24 protein-coding genes and 1 riboswitch are annotated in these 23,424 nt (G+C 40.8%); of the genes, 4 read left to right on the top strand and 20 right to left on the bottom strand.

All coding sequences use genetic code 11. The annotated features are described in order from the left end of the window. Nucleotides 1-2: 2 nt before the first annotated feature. The 4 genes from ACTWQL_RS23840 to ACTWQL_RS23825 form a co-directional block, all read right to left on the bottom strand. On the bottom strand, nt 3-440 hold the full coding sequence (locus ACTWQL_RS23840) for a TraR/DksA family transcriptional regulator (RefSeq protein WP_443144852.1): 438 nt from the start codon (nt 438-440) through the stop codon (nt 3-5). 202 nt (nt 441-642) lie between these two features. Continuing rightward, nucleotides 643-1,476 (bottom strand): STAS domain-containing protein, encoded by an 834-nt coding sequence (locus ACTWQL_RS23835; RefSeq protein WP_443144851.1) that lies wholly within the window; start codon nt 1,474-1,476, stop codon nt 643-645. 144 nt (nt 1,477-1,620) lie between these two features. Beyond that, nucleotides 1,621-1,746: a YezD family protein gene (locus ACTWQL_RS23830; RefSeq protein ID WP_443144858.1), complete on the bottom strand. Its 126-nt coding sequence runs from the start codon at nt 1,744-1,746 to the stop codon at nt 1,621-1,623. A 110-nt stretch (nt 1,747-1,856) separates the two neighbouring features. After that, a riboswitch (SAM riboswitch) is annotated at nt 1,857-1,960 on the bottom strand. A gap of 740 nt (nt 1,961-2,700) precedes the next feature. Next, nucleotides 2,701-2,901, bottom strand: coding sequence for a cold-shock protein (locus tag ACTWQL_RS23825; protein ID WP_443144850.1), 201 nt, complete (start codon nt 2,899-2,901; stop codon nt 2,701-2,703). 311 nt (nt 2,902-3,212) lie between these two features. On the opposite strand from ACTWQL_RS23825, the gene ACTWQL_RS23820 reads away from it, so the two are divergent. Both ACTWQL_RS23820 and ACTWQL_RS23815 read left to right on the top strand, forming a co-directional pair. Next, nucleotides 3,213-3,872 carry an SIMPL domain-containing protein gene (locus tag ACTWQL_RS23820; RefSeq protein WP_443144849.1) on the top strand — a complete coding sequence of 220 codons (660 nt, stop codon included), beginning with the start codon at nt 3,213-3,215 and terminating at the stop codon, nt 3,870-3,872. 94 nt (nt 3,873-3,966) lie between these two features. After that, entirely contained in the window at nt 3,967-4,209 is a 243-nt protein-coding gene (locus tag ACTWQL_RS23815; RefSeq protein WP_443144848.1) for a helix-turn-helix domain-containing protein, read from the top strand. A 79-nt stretch (nt 4,210-4,288) separates the two neighbouring features. Here the strand turns inward: ACTWQL_RS23815 and ACTWQL_RS23810 are convergent, their stop codons facing one another. The 6 genes from ACTWQL_RS23810 to ACTWQL_RS23785 all read right to left on the bottom strand — a co-directional run bounded on the left by ACTWQL_RS23810 (nt 4,289) and on the right by ACTWQL_RS23785 (nt 8,196). Further along, nucleotides 4,289-4,627: an Mpo1-like protein gene (locus tag ACTWQL_RS23810; RefSeq protein WP_443144847.1), complete on the bottom strand. Its 339-nt coding sequence runs from the start codon at nt 4,625-4,627 to the stop codon at nt 4,289-4,291. Between the two features lie 15 nt (nt 4,628-4,642). After that, nucleotides 4,643-4,933, bottom strand: coding sequence for a YciI family protein (locus tag ACTWQL_RS23805; protein WP_443144846.1), 291 nt, complete (start codon nt 4,931-4,933; stop codon nt 4,643-4,645). A 592-nt stretch (nt 4,934-5,525) separates the two neighbouring features. After that, nucleotides 5,526-5,732: a hypothetical protein gene (locus tag ACTWQL_RS23800; protein WP_443144845.1), complete on the bottom strand. Its 207-nt coding sequence runs from the start codon at nt 5,730-5,732 to the stop codon at nt 5,526-5,528. 138 nt (nt 5,733-5,870) lie between these two features. After that, nucleotides 5,871-6,233 (bottom strand): YppE family protein, encoded by a 363-nt coding sequence (locus tag ACTWQL_RS23795; protein WP_443144844.1) that lies wholly within the window; start codon nt 6,231-6,233, stop codon nt 5,871-5,873. A gap of 68 nt (nt 6,234-6,301) precedes the next feature. Further along, nucleotides 6,302-6,829, bottom strand: coding sequence for a MerR family transcriptional regulator (locus ACTWQL_RS23790; protein ID WP_443144843.1), 528 nt, complete (start codon nt 6,827-6,829; stop codon nt 6,302-6,304). A gap of 368 nt (nt 6,830-7,197) precedes the next feature. After that, entirely contained in the window at nt 7,198-8,196 is a 999-nt protein-coding gene (locus ACTWQL_RS23785) for a DUF2515 family protein (RefSeq protein WP_443144842.1), read from the bottom strand. A gap of 185 nt (nt 8,197-8,381) precedes the next feature. Here ACTWQL_RS23785 and recU point away from each other — a divergent pair, with 185 nt between their 5' ends. Then, nucleotides 8,382-8,996 carry a Holliday junction resolvase RecU gene (recU, locus tag ACTWQL_RS23780; RefSeq protein ID WP_443144841.1) on the top strand — a complete coding sequence of 205 codons (615 nt, stop codon included), beginning with the start codon at nt 8,382-8,384 and terminating at the stop codon, nt 8,994-8,996. 71 nt (nt 8,997-9,067) lie between these two features. Further along, complete coding sequence (locus tag ACTWQL_RS23775) at nt 9,068-11,719, top strand: transglycosylase domain-containing protein (protein ID WP_443144840.1); 2,652 nt, start codon at nt 9,068-9,070, stop codon at nt 11,717-11,719. Nucleotides 11,720-11,771: 52 nt separating this feature from the next. Here the strand turns inward: ACTWQL_RS23775 and ACTWQL_RS23770 are convergent, their stop codons facing one another. From ACTWQL_RS23770 to dinG, 10 genes are all read right to left on the bottom strand, one after another. Further along, complete coding sequence (locus ACTWQL_RS23770; protein ID WP_443144839.1) at nt 11,772-13,043, bottom strand: glycosyl hydrolase family 18 protein; 1,272 nt, start codon at nt 13,041-13,043, stop codon at nt 11,772-11,774. Between the two features lie 48 nt (nt 13,044-13,091). After that, the gene (locus ACTWQL_RS23765) at nt 13,092-13,592 is read right to left on the bottom strand and encodes a YpoC family protein (protein WP_443144838.1); all 501 of its coding nucleotides are present in this window, start codon (nt 13,590-13,592) and stop codon (nt 13,092-13,094) included. Beyond that, the gene (gene nth / locus ACTWQL_RS23760; protein WP_443144837.1) at nt 13,585-14,244 is read right to left on the bottom strand and encodes an endonuclease III; all 660 of its coding nucleotides are present in this window, start codon (nt 14,242-14,244) and stop codon (nt 13,585-13,587) included. The genes ACTWQL_RS23765 and nth overlap by 8 nt, the downstream gene beginning before the upstream one ends. Nucleotides 14,245-14,262: 18 nt before the next feature. Continuing rightward, the gene (locus tag ACTWQL_RS23755; protein ID WP_443144836.1) at nt 14,263-14,976 is read right to left on the bottom strand and encodes a DnaD domain-containing protein; all 714 of its coding nucleotides are present in this window, start codon (nt 14,974-14,976) and stop codon (nt 14,263-14,265) included. Nucleotides 14,977-15,450: 474 nt separating this feature from the next. After that, complete coding sequence (gene asnS / locus ACTWQL_RS23750) at nt 15,451-16,743, bottom strand: asparagine--tRNA ligase (protein WP_443144835.1); 1,293 nt, start codon at nt 16,741-16,743, stop codon at nt 15,451-15,453. Nucleotides 16,744-16,833: 90 nt separating this feature from the next. Then, nucleotides 16,834-18,018: a pyridoxal phosphate-dependent aminotransferase gene (locus ACTWQL_RS23745; RefSeq protein ID WP_443144834.1), complete on the bottom strand. Its 1,185-nt coding sequence runs from the start codon at nt 18,016-18,018 to the stop codon at nt 16,834-16,836. A gap of 31 nt (nt 18,019-18,049) precedes the next feature. Further along, nucleotides 18,050-18,553, bottom strand: a complete 504-nt coding sequence (locus ACTWQL_RS23740) for a hypothetical protein (protein WP_443144833.1) — start codon at nt 18,551-18,553, stop codon at nt 18,050-18,052. 9 nt (nt 18,554-18,562) lie between these two features. After that, entirely contained in the window at nt 18,563-18,733 is a 171-nt protein-coding gene (locus ACTWQL_RS23735; protein WP_221565154.1) for a YpmA family protein, read from the bottom strand. Nucleotides 18,734-19,044: 311 nt separating this feature from the next. Beyond that, on the bottom strand, nt 19,045-19,947 hold the full coding sequence (locus tag ACTWQL_RS23730) for a ComEC/Rec2 family competence protein (protein WP_443144832.1): 903 nt from the start codon (nt 19,945-19,947) through the stop codon (nt 19,045-19,047). A 59-nt stretch (nt 19,948-20,006) separates the two neighbouring features. Further along, nucleotides 20,007-22,805 (bottom strand): ATP-dependent DNA helicase DinG, encoded by a 2,799-nt coding sequence (dinG, locus tag ACTWQL_RS23725; protein ID WP_443144831.1) that lies wholly within the window; start codon nt 22,803-22,805, stop codon nt 20,007-20,009. Nucleotides 22,806-23,424 lie beyond the last annotated feature (619 nt).

Genomic DNA, 23,424 nt, shown 5'->3' with positions numbered 1-23,424 from the left:
ACTTATTTATGTTCATTTTCGATTTGACTGATCATTTCTGAGGTGTCTTCATGTTTCGTATTGAGTCTTTCATCACCTGGGTTTTTCTTTTCATCATATGCTTTTTGTGCTTCAATTGTCCTCTTTGCATAAGGTACTGCTTCCAAGCGCTCAATGGAGATCTCTTCACCGGTGTCGATACATACACCGTAAGTGCCTTCTTCAATCCGTTGTAAGGCCTCATCGATTTCATTTATCAATTGTTCATCATTTTGGTTCAGTGCCATTTCTCTTGCATGCTCGTACTCTGCAGTACCAGCATTGGCCATATGGTTATCATTGCCTTTCAATTGTTCAGAATCAACGTTTTCTTCTCTATTTTGATTTCGTTGATAAACTTCCTCTTTCATTTCTTGTAATTGTGATTTGAAATCTTCTATTTGTTTATCAGTTAAAGCCATGATTCCTCCTCCTTTTTTGAACCTTTCCCATTCACAGATGAAGGTAAACACACTTCCAGTTACCTCCTTTTAATTGTGGCAATTTAGAACCAAGTCGGTTTAAATCATTATTTGCGCGGAATGGGAGTGAATTCGGAGAAATCAAAATCAAAAAAGACGCTTAGTGAGCGCCTTTTATTGAAACCTGCTATAAAATTGAACATCAATCATCTTCCGTTAATGCAATCGACAATTTAGAGGTCATTTTCACATTCTCAAAATCGATGCCCAATTGCACTGCTGTTTGTGCGATTTCAGGACGTATTCCCGATAACGTCGTAGAAACACCTAACAACCGTAACGAATAGATCAATTGGAATATTTCGTGTGCGACCATGGTATCCACCATGAAAACACCCGATAAATCAATATACAACCGTTCAATATTCCGTTCTTCACATTGCTTCAAGGTAATTTCAAGAATCGCCTTAGCCCTATGCGTATCGATGTCGCCGACAATCGGGAGCAGGCCAACATTGTGAGATAAATCAATCACAGGAGAACTAAGCTCATTGATCATCGCTTTTTGAGCCATCAACTGATCATTCAGATAGTTATTCTTTTCCTCTGTAAATCGAACCATAGCAATATCAAATTCTTTTATGATCATATCTTTCCACAAATCGATTTGTTCATTTGTATATTTACCTGGAGAGGCTGCTACAAAATCGTTAATTAGGTTCAAATATTGTTTCCGTACACGTATGAATTCCCTCATGACAAAATGTGTCGGTGTTTCAATGTGTTCCTTATCCCTCGCAGTAGCAATCACCCATTCCTCGAAATCCTTGAAGAACTCTGATTCTTCTTTTATAAAAATTCCAATCAGATTCAGATGAAACTCATAATTTTGCTGTTTCAACTTTTGAATGACTTCAGGATCAGTAGATGAATAAACACCTGTCGGATCGCTTTTATCCAGGGAGTTATACCAATCATCTGTAAGTTGTGGTGCTTTATTGAAAAGAAAATCATGTAGTTCTTTATTTCTCTGCACGATGCCATGACCTCCGCAATTCGTTTAATAGGTGTTATTTTCTTTTTCTCTTCCTATTTTAAATTAATCGAACCTTGAGGACAAATTTTATTTCAAGAAACCCAGTCAGTCTTAACTTCGGAAAGCACATTGGTAAAATCCTTGTTATTTCACTCTCACTTTTTCTTTCTTTTCAATTTGAATGACTTTTCCATCCTGTACGACCAAAGTGACAGACCCGAATTTCATGGTTTTCAGCATTTCGTTCAATTTTGGTGTTATAGATTCCAATTCATTTGCCACGCTTATTCTCCTCTCTTTTGGGATGGTACTCGGATAAGGTAAATAAAAAAGCCCCTCAGAATGAGAGACCTAATTAAAAGTACATCAAATGTGTATGTACCTTATCTCTCAAAATGGATTTCCATTTTGCTGGAATTAGCACCTTGCAAAAGCAGGTTGCCGGGCTTCTCAGGGCCAGTCCCTCAGCCACTCGTGATAAGTGAATCAACTTATTTTTTTGAATTTTACAGCATGATCAAAGTGACTGTCAATCATAAATTGAAATTTAGCCATAAATTCCTATTGGTATAGTATGAATTAATCACTTGCCATACTATGAAATATGTAACGCTGGAAAAGTCATTCCGTGAGATCAAACAACTTCACATCAGCGAGATCCATGCTCCTTAAACTGGTGGATAGCGATGTATCAATACATATGTGTATCCACTATACAACCCATATGATTTGCTAAAAATAACTCAAACAACGAAAGCCCTTCCTCTCTTTCGTCCTTACGACTCCTCGGTCGTGCCAGTGTGAATCAGTTACCGTACTTACTCTTAACTCCCTTCTACTCGAATTGTTTCCGTTTCTGAAATAATAGATTATTGGAGATTTAAAAGAGGGGTTGAAAATGTGGATTAAACGTTTTTACAGTGCGCACTTTGGCAAGGAGCACATGAGACCCTTTACAACCTGATCATAAAGGGAGCTTAAATCCATTTTTCTATGAAAGGTCATTTCCTATTGAGGACCAAATAAAGAAAACTTGGCAAAGCCAAGCCGTAGGCTGAGCCATTAGTTCCTCGAAAAAGCAATCGCTTTTCCTTCGTGCGGTGTATTGCTTACGAAGCCGCCAGCTTGTGCTCTTATACTGAAGAAAGTATTTTATACTTTCTTTAAGTGCAAAAAGGGTGGCGTACTAACGTACGTCACCCATTAAGACTCAAGTTTTTATACTTAGACTTTTTGTACGTTAGAAGCTTGTGGCCCACGGTTGCCTTCGACGATTTCGAAAGAAACGTTTTGACCTTCTTCTAATGTTTTGAATCCTTCACCTTCGATTGCAGAAAAGTGAACGAATACGTCGTTACCTTCTGTAATTTCGATGAAACCAAAACCTTTTTCTGCGTTAAACCATTTTACTGTACCAGTATTCATATACTGTACCTCCTGAACATCTTACAAATTCACCAAAAGTTTACCGTTATATTTATCATTCTGACTGTATTAAAAAACCGTACCCGCATGACTGTGTGACAATTAAATTCGTCTACACAATTGCAGCTACGACTTCAATCTATCCACCATTTATATAACTAACTTTGTCGGCGTTATTCATATCATAATTCATATATAACATAATGTCAATACAATGCTCGAAAATATGTTCGATTTAGCAGCAGATCAATTACTCATTTCAAACCAACAAAATGAATATAGTGAATAAATCAGGATTCGGAGGTGAAGGTATGATCGACAGGTATCCTTCTGATCGGGGAAATGTGAATGGTGAAGCGAATGTGATGGTGGTTGAAGGTGATGGAGAAATGATTGTTGATGCAGACGAGATTTCACTTACGATCGGTGTCGTCACAGAAGACCAAAATGTTTTGAGCGCATCCGAAGATAATGCCATAAGATCGAATAAAGCCCTGAATGCTTTGATGAATGCCGGCATTCCCTCAACTCAAATAGAGACGATCGTATATAATATCCAGCCTATCTATGATTATCAAAACGGACAGTCGGTCTTCAGAGGGTTTCGAGTAGAACATTTATATAAGGTAAAGATTAACGATGTAAAATTTGCTGGATTTGTATATGAAACAGCTATCAAGAATGGAGCCAATATCACAAGAGATCTTACGTTTGAAGTCACAAACCCTTCCCGTTATTATCTCAATGGGTTAGCAAAAGCATATGAAGATTCCGTACGGAAAGCCATGACCCTTGCCCATATTATGAAGGTCCAGTTGAGCCCAGTACCATTGAAAATCGTCGAAGTCGCCGCGAGAGATGTTGTCCCTTTATATAAAACCCAGATGTTTCAAGCCTCAGCCGCACCTCCTATTCAGCCTCAAAAAGTGGTGATACGTGCAAAGTTGAAAATTTGGTTTTGCTATTTCTAACAATCTTATTGTTCATTCGACAGACCTATACTAAAATAGAGATACGTTGACTATAGTCCGCTGTCATTTTATGGGGTTATTGGGGGATTCTTTTATGAAACTTGAACAAGCTGTTGGACTCGTAATCCGTAAACACCGGACAGTCGAGAAGATATCTCAGTTCAAACTTGCTGAACTGACTGGCTATGACCGTTCATTTATCAGTTTACTTGAAAGAGGACGTCGCATGCCGACACTCAAAACCATGTTTGTATTAGCTGAACATTTGAATATCCCTGCTTCCCAATTGGTGGAAGAAATTCATCAGCTTGTCAATAGTGATATCATGGAATATTAAATTGTGACGGTCAAAATGAACTGTTACATAGTTAAAATGGGACTTGCGAAGCTCTTTTGCTTTAGCAAGTCCCAATTATTTATGCGGTTCTTTTGATCTGATGCTTTTCCAACTCTTTATCCAGACTTCCTGTCAAGGTGTACCCGAACATCTTGAAATCGGCCCTTAAAGACCAGAACGGATGCCCGAATGTGGCTGGTTTGTTCCCTTCTATGAAAAAATGGCTGATCCACGCAAATGAATACGCAATGACAGGGGCAGCCAACAGATACCAGAAATTCATGAATAGGAGTGATACACAAATACATACAAAAACAAAACTTGTACCAACAAAATGCCAGGCTCTAGTAGCTGGCTTCGAATGCTGTTGAAGATAAAACGGCCAAAACTCCTGGAAAGTTTCAAATTCTTTTTTCACTTTGATGCCCTCCCATTATTTACTCCCCATCAAAGAAACCCGATAACGCTGCAACGTCGCTTGCATCAAACCATTGATGACAGCCGGGTCTCCTTCCATTATACTTCTTGCACGTTTCTCAGATTCAGCCCTAAGAATGACGATTCCTAAAGATCCATCAAGGCATGGTCCCGCTAAAATCAGTTCTTTATTGTCCAATAACCCTTCTAAATAAGTAAAATGCTGTGAAAGGATTTCATCTTCTTCCTTCGTCGTATTGATGAAATCCGGACGAGTCGGTATTAATTTATATAGGAACTCTTCCAATTTATTGCCCCCTTCTCCCTCTCTACAATAAGAATTCTTTTTTGCATTGAAGAATTCCTTCATTTTAAGTACGGTACATGAAATTTTAAGTAAGAATGATCATGATCGTCCGTTTCGTCTTTTTATTGGAAGACATGGGAATAAATGATTGGTTGTTACTCAGAATATAAGTGCTTGACAGTCTGTGGAAGCGAGAGGACCTATCAAAGCATGTTCCGAGCGTTATTTATCTCCTACATTGTCGGATTTGCAATCTTGATACCAGGCTTCATCTACTTTTGGAGGCTTTTTATGAAAGATCGCCGTTATCTTAAATCAGGCGAATCCGAAACTTAAACTATAGTACGGTACATGAAATTTTAAAGTTTGTTTTTGGGCTTTTTCTAAAAGTTTGTTTCAAAAAAGGATTGCCGGGGGAAGCGGATATATTTCCAAATTGCAAAACAACACTCTTAACAAACAGCCATTTTTAACTCTATATACTTTGATCACCCTCAGAATAGGCTTGAATTTCGAAAGAATCATCAATAATAACATCACCAATATAAAAGAGGGCGTCCGTTACATCGTCATTGATGTGTTGGACTACCCTCTAATTCTTATCTGTACCTGACTCATTCACTTTCTCTTCCGTTCTTCTCAAGTTCGGCTCTTCATTTTCCCATTTATTCAGCTCTTTGGCAGAATGTCTTCGGATGAAGACAGTCGCTATGATCGCCGCAGTCATGAAGATGATCAACATGATCACGGATGGAATGTATTCAGTTTTATCTTCTGGAAAATACAAGAATTCCATCATAAGCAAAACATCCCTTTCTTCTCAATCCTATTATAACATATGCTCCCTTTATCTTGGAATCCCGGCGTTTAACAATTAAGTGAACAAAAAAAGGGGCTGACCCAAAAAACGTCAGACCCTTTTTGGTTAGCCCCACCTTTATAGTTGATCTTCTATGGATTCGAGAATGTATTCAATGGATTTAGTCATAGAGGTAAACCGTTTGCGTTTTGTATCCTTCTGAAACGCTTGAACCGCCGAAATTGTCATATTTTCATAGGTGTCATTGATCTGGATCGGGTAGACATACTTCGGCTTTTCTTCAATCGCCCATTTCACGGCCAAAGGCTTCCATTCATCGGCAAGGATCTGTACTTCATCGACGAATGGTTTGACTTCACCATAAAAATCCACCTCATATCCTTCCCTCATTGTATTTTCATCAAATTGTCTATACGCCTTGGCATTGAGTGATCGTAGCTTTCTCGTCAACTCCATCAATCGCTGTTTTTCCGTGCTCATTGTTTCACCTCTTCTGAACTTATCCTATCAAAGGAAATTCAGAAATGCCATCTAAAATAAATAGTGCCTTAAAAAAGACTTACAAGCCAGTTTCGTTTCTTTGGTTTCACTGGGCTGTATTCCGTCCTGATTTCATTCGTAGCCGTCACCTGCAACAGCAATTGTTCTTCGAGATCGAGCATTTTTTCCTCGAGTTCTGTCAATTTCGTCGCCATTTGGTCCATATCCTTTCTATGTTGCATGACTTGATATGACAAGACTTCATCAGCTTTTTGAGATACCTTCGATTCTAAAACGTTCAATTGATCTTGGAGCTGTTTAAAATAGACATCAAGTTCTTTCAGTCCGTCCCCGCTTTTCACTGCCTTTGTTTCACTTGAACTTCTGTTCTGTAATTTGATGTCACTCATCTGCAAGCCCTGTTTCAATTGTTTCTGTATTTCTTCCAATTGTTCGATGTCTTCTGAACGGAATAAGTAGTGACCGTGATCATTTTTAGGACATGGAATGTCGAAGTACTTTACCCATCGTTGAATGGTAGTCGGGTTGACATTGAGCTTCCTGGATACAGTTTTCGTTTTCACCAAGCTTTCCATTTTTACGGACCTCCCGGGAATAATGGTACCTGTACTATTCGCCGGGCCTTTCTCCTTCCCCTCCACTCTTGACAAAACTAGTTCCCTTTCGGCAAAGAAAGTGGATTTTCCGCTTTACCTCAAGGATTCGACAGCAGATGATGGACTGTATAGTTACTAATCCTTGAACCATACTAATCATAGGAGGTGACTTGGGTGAGTAAACGAAGAGGAACATCTAAAGAGGAAAAAGTCGTACGACAGCCGAACAAAAAAACAGGTTACGGTGATAAAAAACTAGAAGGGCCGAACCGTCCATCAACATAAAACCGAAAGCTGAAGTGTCAGCTATCTTTTTAACCCATTGATGGTAAAGAGGCTGACACTTTTTATTTGTTCTCCTTTTGTAAGAAAGATTTCCATTTTGCGAAAACATGAAGCTCAAGTCGTTTATGTTCATACCAATCATTCAATTTGAACTGTCCGGGTAATTTAACATTTTTAAAGTGTTTTTCAACGTTCCATGTATTTGTTGACCAATCCTTGTATTCTTTACGTTGATGCTCGATTATCGGATAAAGCAAGCGGAGTGGTAAATAATGCCCTTTTCTCGAATGTTGGAACAAATAGCGTTCAAAGTCTGCTCTGCTTCCAGTTGGCTCCGTCATTCTCGCAAATCGAACAAATCGTTCATATAATCCTGGTTTCGATAAAATTTCCAGGAGTCCTTTTCCAAGTTTGATCCGGTTTGATACTTTTCGGAATCCATGTACGGATAAGCCGAATAAATCACCTTCAAGCGTTGGAAACAACACGGTACTAAAATGCAAATGATCTTGAAGCCAGTAAGGGAAGGTTGAGAACACTTTCCTTTTGTACTCTTCCTGATCCAATACGGGGCCTTGGATCACATGCTGCTCATTAATGATCAATGCCGTATCAAGTCTTTTCCGATTCCGAGTTTTCCAAAACCTCTTCCATTCCTCCGCCATGAAGCTTGAAACCCCAAATTCCTTCAGCAAGTGAAATAAAGGCAGTCCTACTTGTTTCGATTTCTCATACAATAGTAGCTGTGGATACGCGTCTGCAAAGATTAACCAATTGGCTCTTTCATAGGTATAGAAAATCCAACGGCGCCCATTGCATGGCATAAGCATCCGGAATTCTGTCAATTGAAGATCATCCATATTCCATCCAGCGTTCCGTGAAACCATACTTGCAAGAAAAGGCCAAAAAAATTCTTTATTACGAAAATGATAATTTTGGTAGGCCTTGGTTCGGGATATATTATCTGCATTCATCCTTGCAGTTTTCTGCTTGATCTCTTCAACGAATTGAAATTCAGACACATTTGATGTAAACGCTTCCTTATTTAATAGACGTTCCATACAACCACCCGATCTGCAAACATTTGTTCTCAAATTCCTATTATGATACTCGACATTCTCCAATAATATGGTATATTCTTAATGATGCCCTGCACCGGATGATGTTATTTTTGAAACTAAATCGTGTTTCATTCGTCTAGGATGTTGATGACTCTTCAGGGATCTTAAAAGGAAGGTGAACCGGATTGAACTTTCGCTATCCAAATCGAAAAAGTGGACCCGTACAGCACCGAACACAATCCTTCAACAAGGTTGAGGTGAATAAATCGTATGCCAATCGCGGGATGACATTCGAAGAGGATATCAACCATACGAATGAATACTACCTGAAAATCGGCAAGGCGGTAATTCACAAAAAACCGACCCCTGTCCAAATCGTTTCAGTAGATTATCCGAAACGGAGCGCTGCAGTGATCAAGGAAGCCTATTTCAAGCAACCTTCTACAACTGATTACAATGGGGTCTATCGAGGACGATATATTGATTTCGAAGCGAAAGAAACACGTAATAAAACATCATTTCCATTAACAAATTTCCATCAACATCAAGTCGATCATATGAAACAAGTCATTGAACAGGATGGAATCTGTTTCATTCTGGTAAGGTTCAAAAATTCCCAGGAAGATTTTTTGATGGAAGTTCCGCACTTATTTTATTTTTGGAATCAACAAGACAATGGAGGCAGGAAATCCATTCCAAAAACCTATTTTGAAGAAAAGGCTCATTTGATTCAATTAGGTTACAACCCGCGTATTGATTATTTGAGAATTATTGATGAATTGTTTTTTTCTAAGCCGTAAGGGGTAAGAAACATTAGGTTCGATTCGAATGATTATTACGTCAGGTTACGTTTAGAAAGGTAGGAGCAATGATGAGTGACAATAAATACAACTCACGACAACAACGACGCCAGGGCGCGACTACACAGAAAAAGAAACCATCCAATACTCAGAAGAAAAGTATGATGAAAAAGATAACTGCTCTTCTTCTTATATTCGGTCTAATAGGTGTCACAGCAGGTGCTATCGCCGTATTTGCGGTTATTAGCCAATCACCTGAGCTTGACCCGAAAGCTCTCGATACACCAGCATCATCCAAACTTTACGATAAAGATGGTAACGAATTCGGAATGATGTTCAGGAATGAAAAACGAGTCAAGGCACCGCTTGATGACATTCCACAGGGCATGAAAGATGCTGTTATCGCAACAGAAGATGTCCGATTCTACGACCACTTCGGGATCGATGTACGACGGATTGGCGGAGCAGCAATCGCTAACATAACAGGCGGTTTCGGCTCCCAGGGTGGAAGTACGATCACCCAGCAGGTCATCAAGAACGCATTACTGACTAACGACAAAAAAATGACGAGAAAGATTAAAGAAGCTTATCTTGCCGTAAAACTAGAACAACGTTATTCCAAAGATCAGATCCTGGAGATGTATCTGAATAAAATTTATTTTGGCGAAGGTGCATATGGCATCGGGACAGCTGCCAAGACATATTTCAATAAAGATATACAGGATTTAGAATTACATGAAGCTGCACTGTTAGCTGGATTGCCTAAAGCACCCTCCACCTACAGTCCATTTGATAACCCTGAAAAAGCTGAGAAACGACGCAATGTCGTCCTCTCTCAGATGGCGAAGTACGGTTTCATTTCTGAGAAACAAAAGCAAGAAGCTGCTTCGATTCCCGTCACAGATTACGTAAAAGAAGCGAAACCAGAAGAAAAACAAAAATCCTACGAAACATTCAAGGCGCAAGTTATTAAAGAAGCTGCCAAAATGGCTGGATTCGAGGATCCAGGAGAAGTTTATACTGCAGGACTTGAAATTCATACGACCCTTGATCCTAATGCGCAGAATGCTGTTGAAGAAGCACTTTACTCTGACAGAATCATCAAGGATAAAAATATCCAGGGTGGAATTGTCCTCACCGACACGAAAACCGGTGCGGTTAGAGCTATCGGCAGCGGTCGTAAGAACACAGCAAGTTCGTTCTATGCGACACAGATGGATTCACGACAACCAGGTTCATCAATCAAGCCGATACTTGATTACGGTCCTGCGATCGAACATCTGAAGTGGCCGACTTATAAAAAGTTAAGTGATGAAAAACTTGTGGTAAATGGCCACGAATTCCATAACTGGGACAGGAAGCATCATGGCGATGTCACAATGCGCAGGGCATTGTATGATTCTTATAACCTTCCAGCAATCCGTACATGGCAGGAAGTCGGTCCTGACAAAGCGAAAGATTTCGCTTCCAAACTCGGAATAGAAGTCGATGATAAACACTACAGCCCAGCCTATGCAATCGGTGGATTCAATAAGAGTCCTTCACCGATGGAAATGGCTGCTGCATACGCTGCTTTCGGAAACAAAGGGGTTTATAATAAACCGTTCACTGTAACGAAAATCAAATTCCCTGACGGTCGTGTCATCGAACACAAAGCTGAACCGAAAGCCGCAATGGAAGAGTATACATCTTACATGGTGACTGACATGTTGAAAGACGTCATCACAGAAGGAACTGCCAAAGGCTACGTAAATCTGGACTTCCCTGTAGCTGGTAAAACAGGTACGACGAATTATCCTGCAGAATATGGAGAAGAATTCAAAGGTAAGACAAGAGACGCATGGTTTGCCGGTTATTCTTCAAACCTATCTGCAGCAGTCTGGACTGGATATAACCACAGTAAAGATGACGATGGAAATCCGCAATATTTGACGAAAGAAACGGATGATTATTCTAAATTGCTTTTCAATGACATCATGGCAAAAGCAAGTGCCGATCTAGAGAATACGGATTGGAAACGTCCAGATTCTGTCATCGAGGTTCCTATTGAAAAAGGTACTGACAAGCGAGCAAGTGAATTCACTCCGAAGGATGAAATCGTCAAAGAGCTTGCTGTCAAAGGTACCGACCTTCCGGATGTCTCTGAAGAGTATAATAAGCTTGAAGTCCCACAAGGACTGAAAGCGGAATATGATGAGAAGAAAAAAGAAGCGAAATTAAAGTGGAAATATCCTAAGAAGTTCATGGAGAAAGGCATCACATTCAAGATCCTTTACTCAATCGATAACGGTGGATTCCAGGAGCTTACAACTCAAAAAGAAATGGAGTTAGTCGTTCAAAACATGTCTCCAGGTGCGAATTATACTTTTGCAGTTGTAGCGGTTGATGAGGAAAACAAAAAAGAAAGTGAACCTGCAACTGTACAAGTAACCACCCAAGAAGAAAAGAAAGAAGACGACTCCGGATTCCCTCCTTTCGGTGACGATGGTGAGGGAGATGGAAATGGTAACGGTAACGGTGACGGTGGAGGACCTGATCAAGGAGAAGGCCCACCACCTCCACCAGAAGGTGAAGATGGAAACGGTGGAGATGGAAATGGTAACCCTGATGAGGGTGGCGGAAATCCGAATGAGGATGGAGATGAAGACGGCGGCGATTCTGGCTTACCATTCGGCATAGGCGGATTCGTCCCTCCATCGCATTATAATAAACAAGCTTCATAAAAGATTTTAAAAACCCTGAGTGGAACATTCCGCTCAGGGTTTTTGCATCTTATCATCTTTTAATATTGAACCGATCTTTGATCAGTGTCCAAAGAGGTGTATATGGGAAGGCAAGATTCCAGAAAGACATGCCTGCAATATCCAGCTTTTTGATCAAATCGAATTTAGCTGACATACTTCTCAAGTCCTCAAACCAAACGATATGTTCCTTACCGTTTTCATCATAATACGTATAGTAAGGAGCCTGATCTTCCTCATCATACTGAATCTCAGTTTTTCTAGTATATGCTAATCGAGTCGCCTGAGGGACACTTAAAGCTTTTGCGAAAGGGCCACCCTCCACATATGGCAAAGTCCAGTCATAACCATATAAGTTGACACCCATTACCAGTTTTTCTTTTGGAATTTCCGTTAAAGCATATCTCAGGACCCTTTCTACCTCTGGAAGTGGACTTACTGGTAGCGGCGGTCCTCCGCTCCAGCCCCATTCATATGTCATGATGATGACATAATCAACGATTTCTCCATGTGCTTTATAATCGTGCCCTTCATAAAGGACTCCTTTTTGATCTGCGCTTATCTTTGGTGCGAGCGCTGTCGATACGACATAACCTTGGGGCCGCATTTTTGCTACCAGCTTGCGCAAGAATTCGTTATAGGACTCTTTATTCTGATTTCCTAAAAATTCGAAGTCGATGTTGACACCCTGGAACCCTTTGTTTTTCATCACTGTTTCAATATTGTTGATCAGTGTATTCTGGATCTGGTCATTTTTCAGAACGGCTGTCGCTAAATCAGTATCGAACTCTGCTCCTTCTTTAATATTCGTGACGGTCATGATTGGTTTCACATTGTTTGCCTTCGCTACTTCGATCAATGCATCATCATTATCCAATGGTCGGATGTTTCCTTGTTCATCAACGTGATAACTGAACACAGACAACCAGCTTAATGCATTCCCGGCAGTCTTTGCATTTTGCACAGTTTTTTCAAATGGCTCGGCATATGCGTTCACCAGTGCTGTCGTTTTCGGTCTTTGGGGCACACGGAGCACTTGACCTGGATATAAAATATTTCCTTGAATTTGCGGATTCGCACTCTTCAGCTGTTCAATCGAAACTCCCGTTTTATTCGCTATACTGAAAAAAGAATCTCCCGGCTGCACAGTATACCTATTTTGCGTTGGAATCAGCAGTGTTTGGCCGATTGCAAGCTGATCTGGAGCTTCCAAACCATTCAGATCGACAATTTGCTGCCAAGGTATACCATACTGTTGAGAGATTCCCCATAGAGATTGTCCTCTTCTCACAACATGGATTTGCATGGATATAGTCCCTCCTGCTCGACATACTCATGCTATCATCCTATGTTGTCAATTGTTGTCCATATTCTGTTTTTTTCGATCTTCCAGCATCCACTTCTTCTCAAGCTCATCATAGAGCTGGCTCAATTGGATGAAAGATTGATAATGATCAGGATTTTCCATTAGGAATGAAAGGCGTTCATAAAGATTTACTGGCTGTATTTCCATTAGGGACAACTCTTCCTTCAAATGAGTCAACCGTTTCACTTTCTTTTTATTGGTCCAATAGATCAAGGATATAAACCATCCGATTCCAGCAATCATTTTTGGACGGGCTGCCTGACGGTTGCGCTGGGAAAACATATTAGATATCTCTTCTTTTCCCTCTCGCCAACGTCTAAACAAACTTGTAGACGATGTTGATCGATCAATTGTTTCATCAAGTATATCCAGTAAAAAAGGGACTTGCATCAATTCTTCCTTATTCATCGTCTCGTCAAAGGTGACCTTATCAACACCGAAGAGGGGATGCTTAAATTCATCCGGAAGCTGAATTGTCCTCTTAGACATTCTCTTTCACTTTCTTCATCCTTTTTTGACCTTCACGACATAAGTAAAGGAGCGGACAAGTTGTACACTGGGGATTTTGTGACTTGCAGTGGTACCGTCCGAAAAAAATAAGACGATGATGGGTTTCGGACCACTCTTCCTTCTGAATCTTACGCATCAATGTTTTCTCTACTTCAAGCACACTATCTTTCCATTTGCAGATCCCCAGTCGTTTCGATACCCGCTCTACATGTGTATCAACTGCAATTGCAGGTTCACCAAATGCCACAGAAACGATGACATTCGCTGTCTTCCGTCCTACACCAGGCAGCTTCACCAGTTCATCTCGACTTTGAGGAACCACCCCACCATGTTCATGAATAAGGATCTCAGAAAGTTTGCGGATATTTTTAGCTTTGTTTCGGAACAGTCCAATTGAACGGATGTCTTCTTGTAATTCTTCCAATGGAACAGCCAAGTAATCTTCCGGGCTTTTATATTTCTCAAATAAACCTGGCGTCACTTTATTAACAAGCGCATCTGTACATTGCGCCGATAACAAAACCGCAATCGTCAGTTCAAAAGGGTTCGTATGGTGCAATTCGCAATGGGCTTCTGGGAACATATTTCCTATTTCATCTAAAACTTCTCTGATTTGTTTCTTTGTCAACATGAATGATCGCGTCCTTTATTACGATTGTTCGAGCCAGTTATAGTAGGGAAAATCCGTTTTTCCGTTTGATGTACTCTGATGTGAGCTTGATTTCTTATATCGCTGTTGCCGAAACTTTTCACCATATTGTTTCGCTTCTTCGACGGTACGAATTCCGTTCTTCTTCCATTCAAATAAGATCCGATCAATGTATCGAAAGTTGAGTTTTCCTGATAATACAGCTTCCTTCAAAGCAGCGATGATGATTGAAGAATCATGTTGATCCTGATCAAGCCACATCGATAACGTTTCACATTCGATTGGTGATAATGGTCTACCGAACTCTTTTTCCATAATTGTGTAGATCTGCTGCTCTTCCTCCTGGTGTTTTTCACGATCTTCATCAATCTGATCTTCTTCTAAGACTCTGATCAGCTTCTCCCATAGTGGCTGGAGTGTATATGTTTCAGAATATATCTTTTGGACAGAGTCTTCCTGTTCTTCTATTTTCAACATCCCTTTTTGAATGCAAGTCCGTAAAATCCGCATACATTCATGAGGAGTAATCGTCATTCTCGCTGCTAATTGTTCCGGTGTAGGAAAATGGTTTCCTCCTTCAAGGAACGAATGCATATGTATCAAAACCATCAATTCTTCTTCATCAAGTCCAAGTCGGCAATAATTCGCCAACAGAATATTGGGTATGGAAATCGTCCCCATCCCGATCCAATTTAAAAAACTCTCTTTTTTCATTACACACACCTCCTCATCATTATAACAAATCAACCATTCATGATGATGGTTTCCTCAAAATCGGTTTTTTATTTTTTCTAAGGCTGTTTTCGCATTGTTTTTGGAAATATGCTCGCTTTCCGCGGCTCCACAGCTCATTCCTCGCTAGCCGGGTCTTGCTTAGCTTGCTTTTCCCGCTGGAGTCTCGCATATTTCCAATCTAAAGATTACAGCAGCTTTTTGTACAATATTCCATTAGTAACAAACTATTAGAAAACATCTATTTCAAAAGACTTCTCTTACGTATAGAATTTCCCTCACAGTTGTGAATTTGTCGAAAGACATCAAATGTTGATAAAAACGAAAATATGTACATAAAATTAAACTCCTCATGTTTGTACAAAGAGAAGAAAAGCACTTTGTAATAGAGTCTTACATGCAAGCATGACGACTTCTACACAAGTGCTTTTCAGAATAAAACGCTTATTCGATACATTAAGGATATAAACGATTGATCAGACGAGGAAACGGAATGGACTCACGAATATGCTCAATACCTGATAACCAGGCAACCGTACGTTCCAGACCAAGCCCGAAGCCAGAATGAGGTACACTGCCATACTTCCGTAATTCTAAATACCATTTATATGCATCATCTGATAAATCATGTTCATCGTAACGCTTACTCATCAGCTCGAGGTCATCAATCCTCTGGCTTCCACCGATGATTTCCCCGTAACCTTCCGGCGCGATCAAGTCTGCGCATAATACAATATCATCGCGTTCAGGATGCGGCTTCATATAAAATGCTTTGATGTCCTTTGGATAATTCGTAATGAACACTGGTTGATCGAAGCTTTCGGCAATTGCCGTTTCATGAGGAGCACCAAAATCTTCTCCCCACTCAATATCATCAAAACCTTTTTCCTTAAGCAGTTCGATTGCATCATCATACGAGATCCGCGGAAAAGGAGCTTTGATTTTTTCAAGGTTCTCAATATTACGCCCTAAGGTGTCGAGCTCTATCCGACAATTTTCAAGCACAGATTTTGCTATGAAGGCGACGTATTGTTCCTGGATTTCAAGGCTTTCTTCATGTTCCACGAACGCCATTTCCGGTTCGATCATCCAAAATTCGATTAGATGGCGCCGAGTCTTCGATTTTTCAGCACGGAAAGTCGGTCCGAAAGAGAAAACCCGCCCAAAAGCCATTGCAGCAGCTTCCATGTAAAGCTGTCCACTTTGAGAAAGATAAGCATCCTCATCAAAGTATTTTGTGTGGAATAAGGTTGTAGTCCCTTCTGCAGAGCTCCCAGTCAAAATTGGCGGATCGATTTTCACGAATCCTTCCTTATTGAAAAACTCATATGTAGCACGGATAATTTCGTTTCTGATACGCATGATCGCATGTTGCTTTCTTGAACGCAACCATAAATGACGGTTGTCCATCAAGAATTCGGTACCGTGTTCTTTCGGTGTGATCGGATAGTCGACAGATTCATGGATCACTTCCACTCCAGAAACGACAAGCTCGACACCTGTTGGAGAACGGTCATCTTTTTGAACGGTTCCTGTCACATACAGGCTGGACTCTTGTGTAATTGATTTTGCTGTCGTCCATACGTCTTCCTCGACTTCTTTTTTTACGACGACACCTTGGACAAATCCTGTGCCATCACGTAATTGTAAGAATGCAATTTTTCCACTAGAGCGTTTATTGGCGAGCCAAGCTCCGATTGTTACTTTTTCACCAATATGATCGCGTAATAATTGAATTGTGGTTTTCACAATATTCCCTCCACCCATGTTACTCTACAATTTACTTTTTGTTTTGCTTTTATTATTTTACATAAACAAGAGCCGATAAACAACCGGCCCTTATTTTTGATGAATTTCCATGAAATTCTTAATACGTTCCAGTGCTTCTTCCAAAACAGGAAGTGATGTCGCATACGATAAGCGTACGTTATCTGGAGCACCAAACCCGCTTCCTGGTACTAGGGCGACCTTTTCATACTCAAGTACTGCTTCCACCCACTCATCAACAGTTTTGAATCCTGTGAGTTCAATCGCTTCTGTTACATTTGGGAACAAATAGAACGCTCCCTTAGGCTTGACACATTTGAATCCTGGAATCTTGACCAATTGCTCATAGACTTTGTTGAGACGATCCTCAAAGGCCTTCTTCATTTCTTCAACTGGTTCCTGTGTACCGTCATATGCTGCAATCGCCGCATGTTGAGCAATCGAAGTAGGGTTTGATGTACTGTGACTCGCAAGATTCGTCATCGCCTGGATCACATCACGGTTACCAACAGCATACCCGATTCTCCACCCTGTCATAGCATGGGATTTCGAGACACCATTGATGATGATCGTTTTCTCTTTTAATTCAGTAGATAACTGTGCAATCGAAACATGACGCTCTCCAAAATAAGTCAGTTTTTCATAAATCTCATCCGAAACGATCATAATGTCATGTTTGAGACACACGTCACCGATCGCTTTCAATTCTTCAGAAGAATAAATCGCTCCAGTAGGATTTGATGGAGAATTCAAGATCAGAATTTTCGTGTTATCGCTGATGACCTCTTGCAATTGTTCAGGAGTAAGTTTAAATCCATTCTCTTCTTTACCTTCGACGTGTACCGGAGTCCCGCCAGCAAGCTTCACTTGTTCAGGATAACTCACCCAATAAGGTGTTGGTACAATCACTTCATCTCCTTCATCTAAAAGGACCTGGAATAACGTATATAAAGCATGTTTTGCACCCGTCGTTACGATGACTTCACCAGGGACATAAGATAGTTCCTGATCCTGTTCAAGCTTTTGGATGATGCTTTCTTTCAGTTTCGGCAAACCTCCAGCGGGTGTATATCTTGTATACCCTTCATTCATGGCATTCTGCGCACTTTCGAGGATATGGTCAGGTGTGTTGAAATCTGGTTCACCTGCACCTAGACCGATAACATCGTGTCCTTCTGCTTTCAATGCATTTGCTTTTGCTGTAATCGCTAATGTGCTTGATGGTGTCAATGCTTTTACCCGCTTTGCTAATTTCATTACAAACCCTCCAATAAATTACTTGGTTGAACTATAACTGTTGGTTCATTGTGTAAGCTTTGAAAAAAGTTCCGTCTTTGAATCGTATGTAATGGAACGTATATCTGCTTCCGCCTTGTTTATATACGATTTCCCAAACAGGTGTGAATGAAGAAGTTTCACGGTATTTTTCCAAACCTAGCCGGATTGAAACTACTTTATCGGCATTCAATTCTTGCTGTATATATTGTTTCACCTTTTCGACATTCCAACCATCTTCCGTTTCCAGTACATGAAAGTCATTTTCATCAGATAGTGGAACGAAAACATAGCTATCTTCATCGTCTACCTTAGCACGGATCACATCGAAAGCGCCATGTGAACCATTATAATGTTCGATGTCCTCAACCTGATTGACATCATATTCAGCCTTTGCTATCGCAACACTTTTCTGTTGCCCCTTGCCATAATCATTCCAAACATAATAATAATACGATACACCGATCACCAACGTCACAAAAAAGAATGCTGCCAATATATATAACGTTTTCTTCATCCGTTACCCCTATGTTCGATAGATGGTGAAGACCATCTTATCTTCATCGTCTTTATCCAGAGCCAATCCGAACATCAAATCCTGATGTTTAAGCGTCCGGTTCAACGCATCCACAATTTTGTATAGATCACTGGAAGATTGAACCTTCACTGTAGAAAGTATTTCGATCTTACTTTCCATTTGTCATTCCACCTCATCCTGTTGCCATTATAGGTCCATCGATGCTCTTCGGCAAAAGCATCGTTTGCTTTCCTGTTTTATCCTTCAATAACTCTTTTGTTTAGGGACAAAATAAAAGTATCAACCAAGCAGTTCTTAAAACGACTGCATTATATATTTCCTTCCCTACACCTTTTTAGGCTGACTTCTTGAAGTCAGCCCTTTTTCTTACCTACTTGTTTATTTTCAACGATTCCATCGCCTTTTTCAATACTTTTCATGAACATTTTTATACGTTGCTAATGACACAGTGAAAATATATTTTGTTAGCTTCATTTGTATACGACTTTCGGCTTGATCAATGGGATCTGGGTGATTTCATATTGTTTTTTGTTCGTTTTCACCATTACGATCCCCTGTTCATTCGGCTTTAATATTTCCGTCCATCGTTCCTCTAGTCTGGAAAGCACTTCTTCGCTGGCGCGATAGCCTTCTTTCTTGAAAATGACCGCTACTTCAGGCTTCACATGATCCAACAGGGCATCACTTGTTCCAAAGTAATGACCGAAGCCGGCGACTTTGATCAGTTCCGCATCTAATGAACCATCAACGATGATTGCCTTATCTGCAGCACCATTCGCTACCCCCATATAAAGGAAATGATGCACACCGTACTGAAGGTTCAAGGCCATACCACCTTTTCCTTTCCCTTGTCGTTCCTCAATATATTTGACTCTAAGGGTAATCTTATTAAGCAGCTCAACACCTTCCCCAGCTTCCAAGGGTTTGACGACGCCTTCTGGTATATGGTAACGCTCAATAAAATCCTCTGCAGCGATTCCGGCAACCATTATCCGGCCAATTTCTACATTTTTTAATAGCCAGGGCAGGTTCCCGGTGAATTGCTTGCCTATATTCGTCTGAATAAGTGTATCAATACGATCTACCTGGAAAATTTTCATCTGCCGCTTGAATTGAGCTGCGGAAAGTTCACTTCCAGTATTAATCAGGACATTTTCTCCTTGATTGTCCTGAATGAGTGTAGCCTCTCCGCTTTCGAGCTCCAAAAAAGATATAGCAAGATCCTCTTGGCCCAAATTGAGGTCCAGTTCTTTAATCGCATTACCAGGCAACTCTTCATTCATAAAAAATACCGGCTCATCTTTAACCGGAATGTTGGTGATAAGGAGCATGACCAAGAATAAGCCGAAAATCATCATTGGCCTTTTATACACAATAAATCCCTCCGCAAAAACGGTAGTCTTTATTTATAGTGTATGCTGACCTTGATAACTTAACCTATAAAGTGTGACAGGTCATCCAACAGCTCATCCATCGTTCCTTCCTGTACCGGTACATCCGGGAGGGAACTGAGAAAAATCTTTCCATATTTTGTTGTGACGATTCGTCGATCAAACACAAACACTGCGCCATGATCGGACGAGGAACGTACCAATCGTCCGAAACCTTGCTTAAACCGTATGATCGCCTGTGGAAGTGAAAGCTCCATGAAAGGGCTCTTTCCTTGTTTGCGAAGCTGTTCGCTACGAGCTTCAATCACGGGGTTATCAGGCGGGTTGAATGGAAGACGCACGATAATCAGACAAGAGAGATCGTTGCCTGGTATGTCAACACCTTCCCAAAAGCTACTGGTACCGAAAAGTATGGCACGATCCAACTGCTTGAAATGCTTCGTCAACCTTGCCCGGCTTCCACTATCGATTCCTTGACCAATCAATGAAAAATCTTCTGGTTCTGCAAGTTCTTTAAATCGATGATATGTCTTTTTCAACATATCATAGCTTGTGAATAAGACAAGCATTCTCCCGTCTGTCACATGGGCGATCCTATAAATTGATGCCGCAATCGTCGCTGCGTAGTTTTCCGTCGAAACATCTTTGATCATTGGAAGGTCAGTAGGAATCATGATTTTCGCCTGATCACGATAATTGAAAGGAGAATGGAGTTGAACAGATGCGGTTTCATCATCCATTCCAAGTCTTTTCCGAACAAAATCAAAACGGTTTCGTATCGTCAATGTCGCAGATGTTAAAATAACACTTCTTTTCTTTTCAAAGAACTCTTTCGAAAGCCTGGTGGAAATATCGATCGGTTGATTATAAATGGATACTGCATTCCTTGCACCGGCTGGATCCGTCTCAATCCAGCAGACTTCTTCTTCATCACTACCAAGGAGCATATGTGCAAGCATGTTTCGCTCCTCATCTAATTTATTGAGAAGACCACTGTAATCCACAAGGATCCCTTTTTGATAAACATTAAAATGTTCCTCATGATCCTGTGCTTTCTTGAGGAGATTACGACACTCACGGATGAGGTCATTCATCTGGAGCTGCACCCTTGCGAAAACTTCCTTCATTTCACCATACCAATCCTGGTCAACATCGAAATTGGTGAAACGGAAATTAATCTTTCCTACTTCCGATTTTTTTCGTCCTTTGGAAAGGACATATGTTTTGATCATACTGAAAAGCTGATCGATTTCCACCTTTAGATCTTTAAGGGCATCCGTAATCTTACTCTTATCATAGGTAATGTCTACAGTATCCAATATTTCTGTAAGTTTCAAAAATAGGTTGACTGTTGTTTCTTCTGAAGTTCCTAACCTTTCCAGTGTCCGATGAAACGCAAAATAATCAGTCTGCATACCGAAGTGATCACTTGCAACATCATCCAAGTGATGCGCCTCATCAATGACGACTTCCTTGTAAGAAGGAATCAACGAATGGTCATTCACAAGATCAGTAAAAAGCAATGCATGATTGGTTATGATGATATCAGCATCGTATGCTTCCCTTTTGGATCGATGATAGAAACACCTTGAAAACCAAGGGCACCTATGGTTTAAACACGAATTCGCGTCGCTTTTCACCTGATGCCAGAACAACTGACCCCCAGAAGGAAGATTCAACTCTTCAATATCCCCCTCTTCAGTCGTCGTCAACCAGACAAGCAACTGTGCTTTCGCAAGAAGTACATCATAATTATTATCATAAATTTGATCAAGTTGTTGCTCAAATTTACGTAGACAAAGGTAATGGTTACGACCTTTCAATACACTTGCATTGAAATTGAATGGGATCATTTGCTGCAACAAGGGGATGTCCCGGTCAAGCAGTTGTTCTTGGAGCTGGACTGTATGAGTGCTTATGATAAGCGGCCGACCTGTCTTTTTCGCATGAAGCAACCCTGGAATGAGGTATCCCAGGGATTTTCCGATTCCCGTCCCCGCTTCGATCATTGCGTGCTCTCCGTCACTAAGCGATTTGCCTACGACATCCATCATTTCAAGTTGTCCGAATCTTTTTTCGTAATTCGGCAATGTTTCAGCAAAACGTTCTTGAATATCCTGATGGGTCAGTGAGTCATCCACATATTCTTCATCAAGATCCATCTCTTTCATTTGCCTCAATACCAGCTGGCGGTACACTTCGAGGTCTGATACCTCATCCTCCAATTGCCCTAATTTACGATTGACACATTCTTGTACAAGATCCGCAACATCGCTGTGCAAACCTTTAAGCAATGGATGTAGACGCTGTAGTGTCAGTAAAGGCAGATGATCAAGGAGCTTCAATAATTCCACCAACAACAATCCTGTCGCCTCTGCATCAGAATCGGCTTGATGAGGTTGCGAATGATCCAATGCCAGGGATTCGGACAACTGACTGAGTTTATACGAATCCAAATTAGGCATGAGGATACGTGATAACTCTACCGTATCGATCAACATCCCTGACCATTCGAGATAACCTGCATTGTCCAGCTCTGCATTCAAGAAGGTTAAATCAAACTTGATGTTATGAGCAACGAGGCAAGCACCATCCAAAAGCTTTAAAAGCTCTGGTGCCACTTCATCGAAAGTCGGTGCCTCATCCACTGTGGCTTGATCGATTCCAGTTAAAGAAGTAATGAACGACGGTATCGCCATTTCAGGGTTTACATATGTCGAAAATCGATCGATGATGGTACCGTTATAGACGACCACCAAGCCGATCTGGATGATTTTATCTTTGTTTTTTGGAGAATGTCCCGTCGTTTCAAGGTCAAGGACAACGTATTTATTGTTCATGGTTTCACCTCAAGAATATAAAGGAAACTTGGCAAAGCCAAGCCTTTGGCGCAGGCTAATTGCATATAAAAGCGGGTGCGCATGCAAAGGTCGCACTCCGCTTCACTAACCTTATCTCTTGTTATATTTTACGCTTTAACCTTTGTTCGTGCAATGAAAGAAGATTACTTCTATTTCTCACTAGGAGAAGAACACATAGAAAAATAAGGCTGTTTGCGCAAACTTTGTTGCTCTTGCACTTAAAGAAAGTATAAAATACTTTCTTCAGTATAAGGGCAACTAAGGCTCGACCTACAAAAAGTCTTGGTCTCGCCAAGTTTTCTTTAAAAGTCGTTTATTTCCGCTCCAGGATGCTCGCTTTCCGCGGGGCGTGCGGTGAGCCTACTCGTCGCCTCGCGGCCTCAGGAGTCTCCTTTTCAAGGAAGCATTTGTGCTCCTACGTCTACAAGAAAGTCCTTTCGAAGCGAGCCTCCTCGTCGCATGCCTTGCGAGGAGATTATTCAGGTAGTAGGCACGCTGATCCCGCAGGACAAGGAAAGTTTCGGCAGCGTTACATCGCACGAAGAAAATGCGATTTTCATTTTCGAGGAGTCTCGCACCTTGCTCTCCAATCAACTTG

Source organism: Pseudalkalibacillus sp. R45, assembly GCF_052246725.1.
Classification (GTDB): Bacteria; Bacillota; Bacilli; order Bacillales; family Fictibacillaceae; genus Pseudalkalibacillus.
Note: the sequence above shows the minus strand (reverse complement) of the source record. Positions and strands in the feature narration are given on the sequence as shown.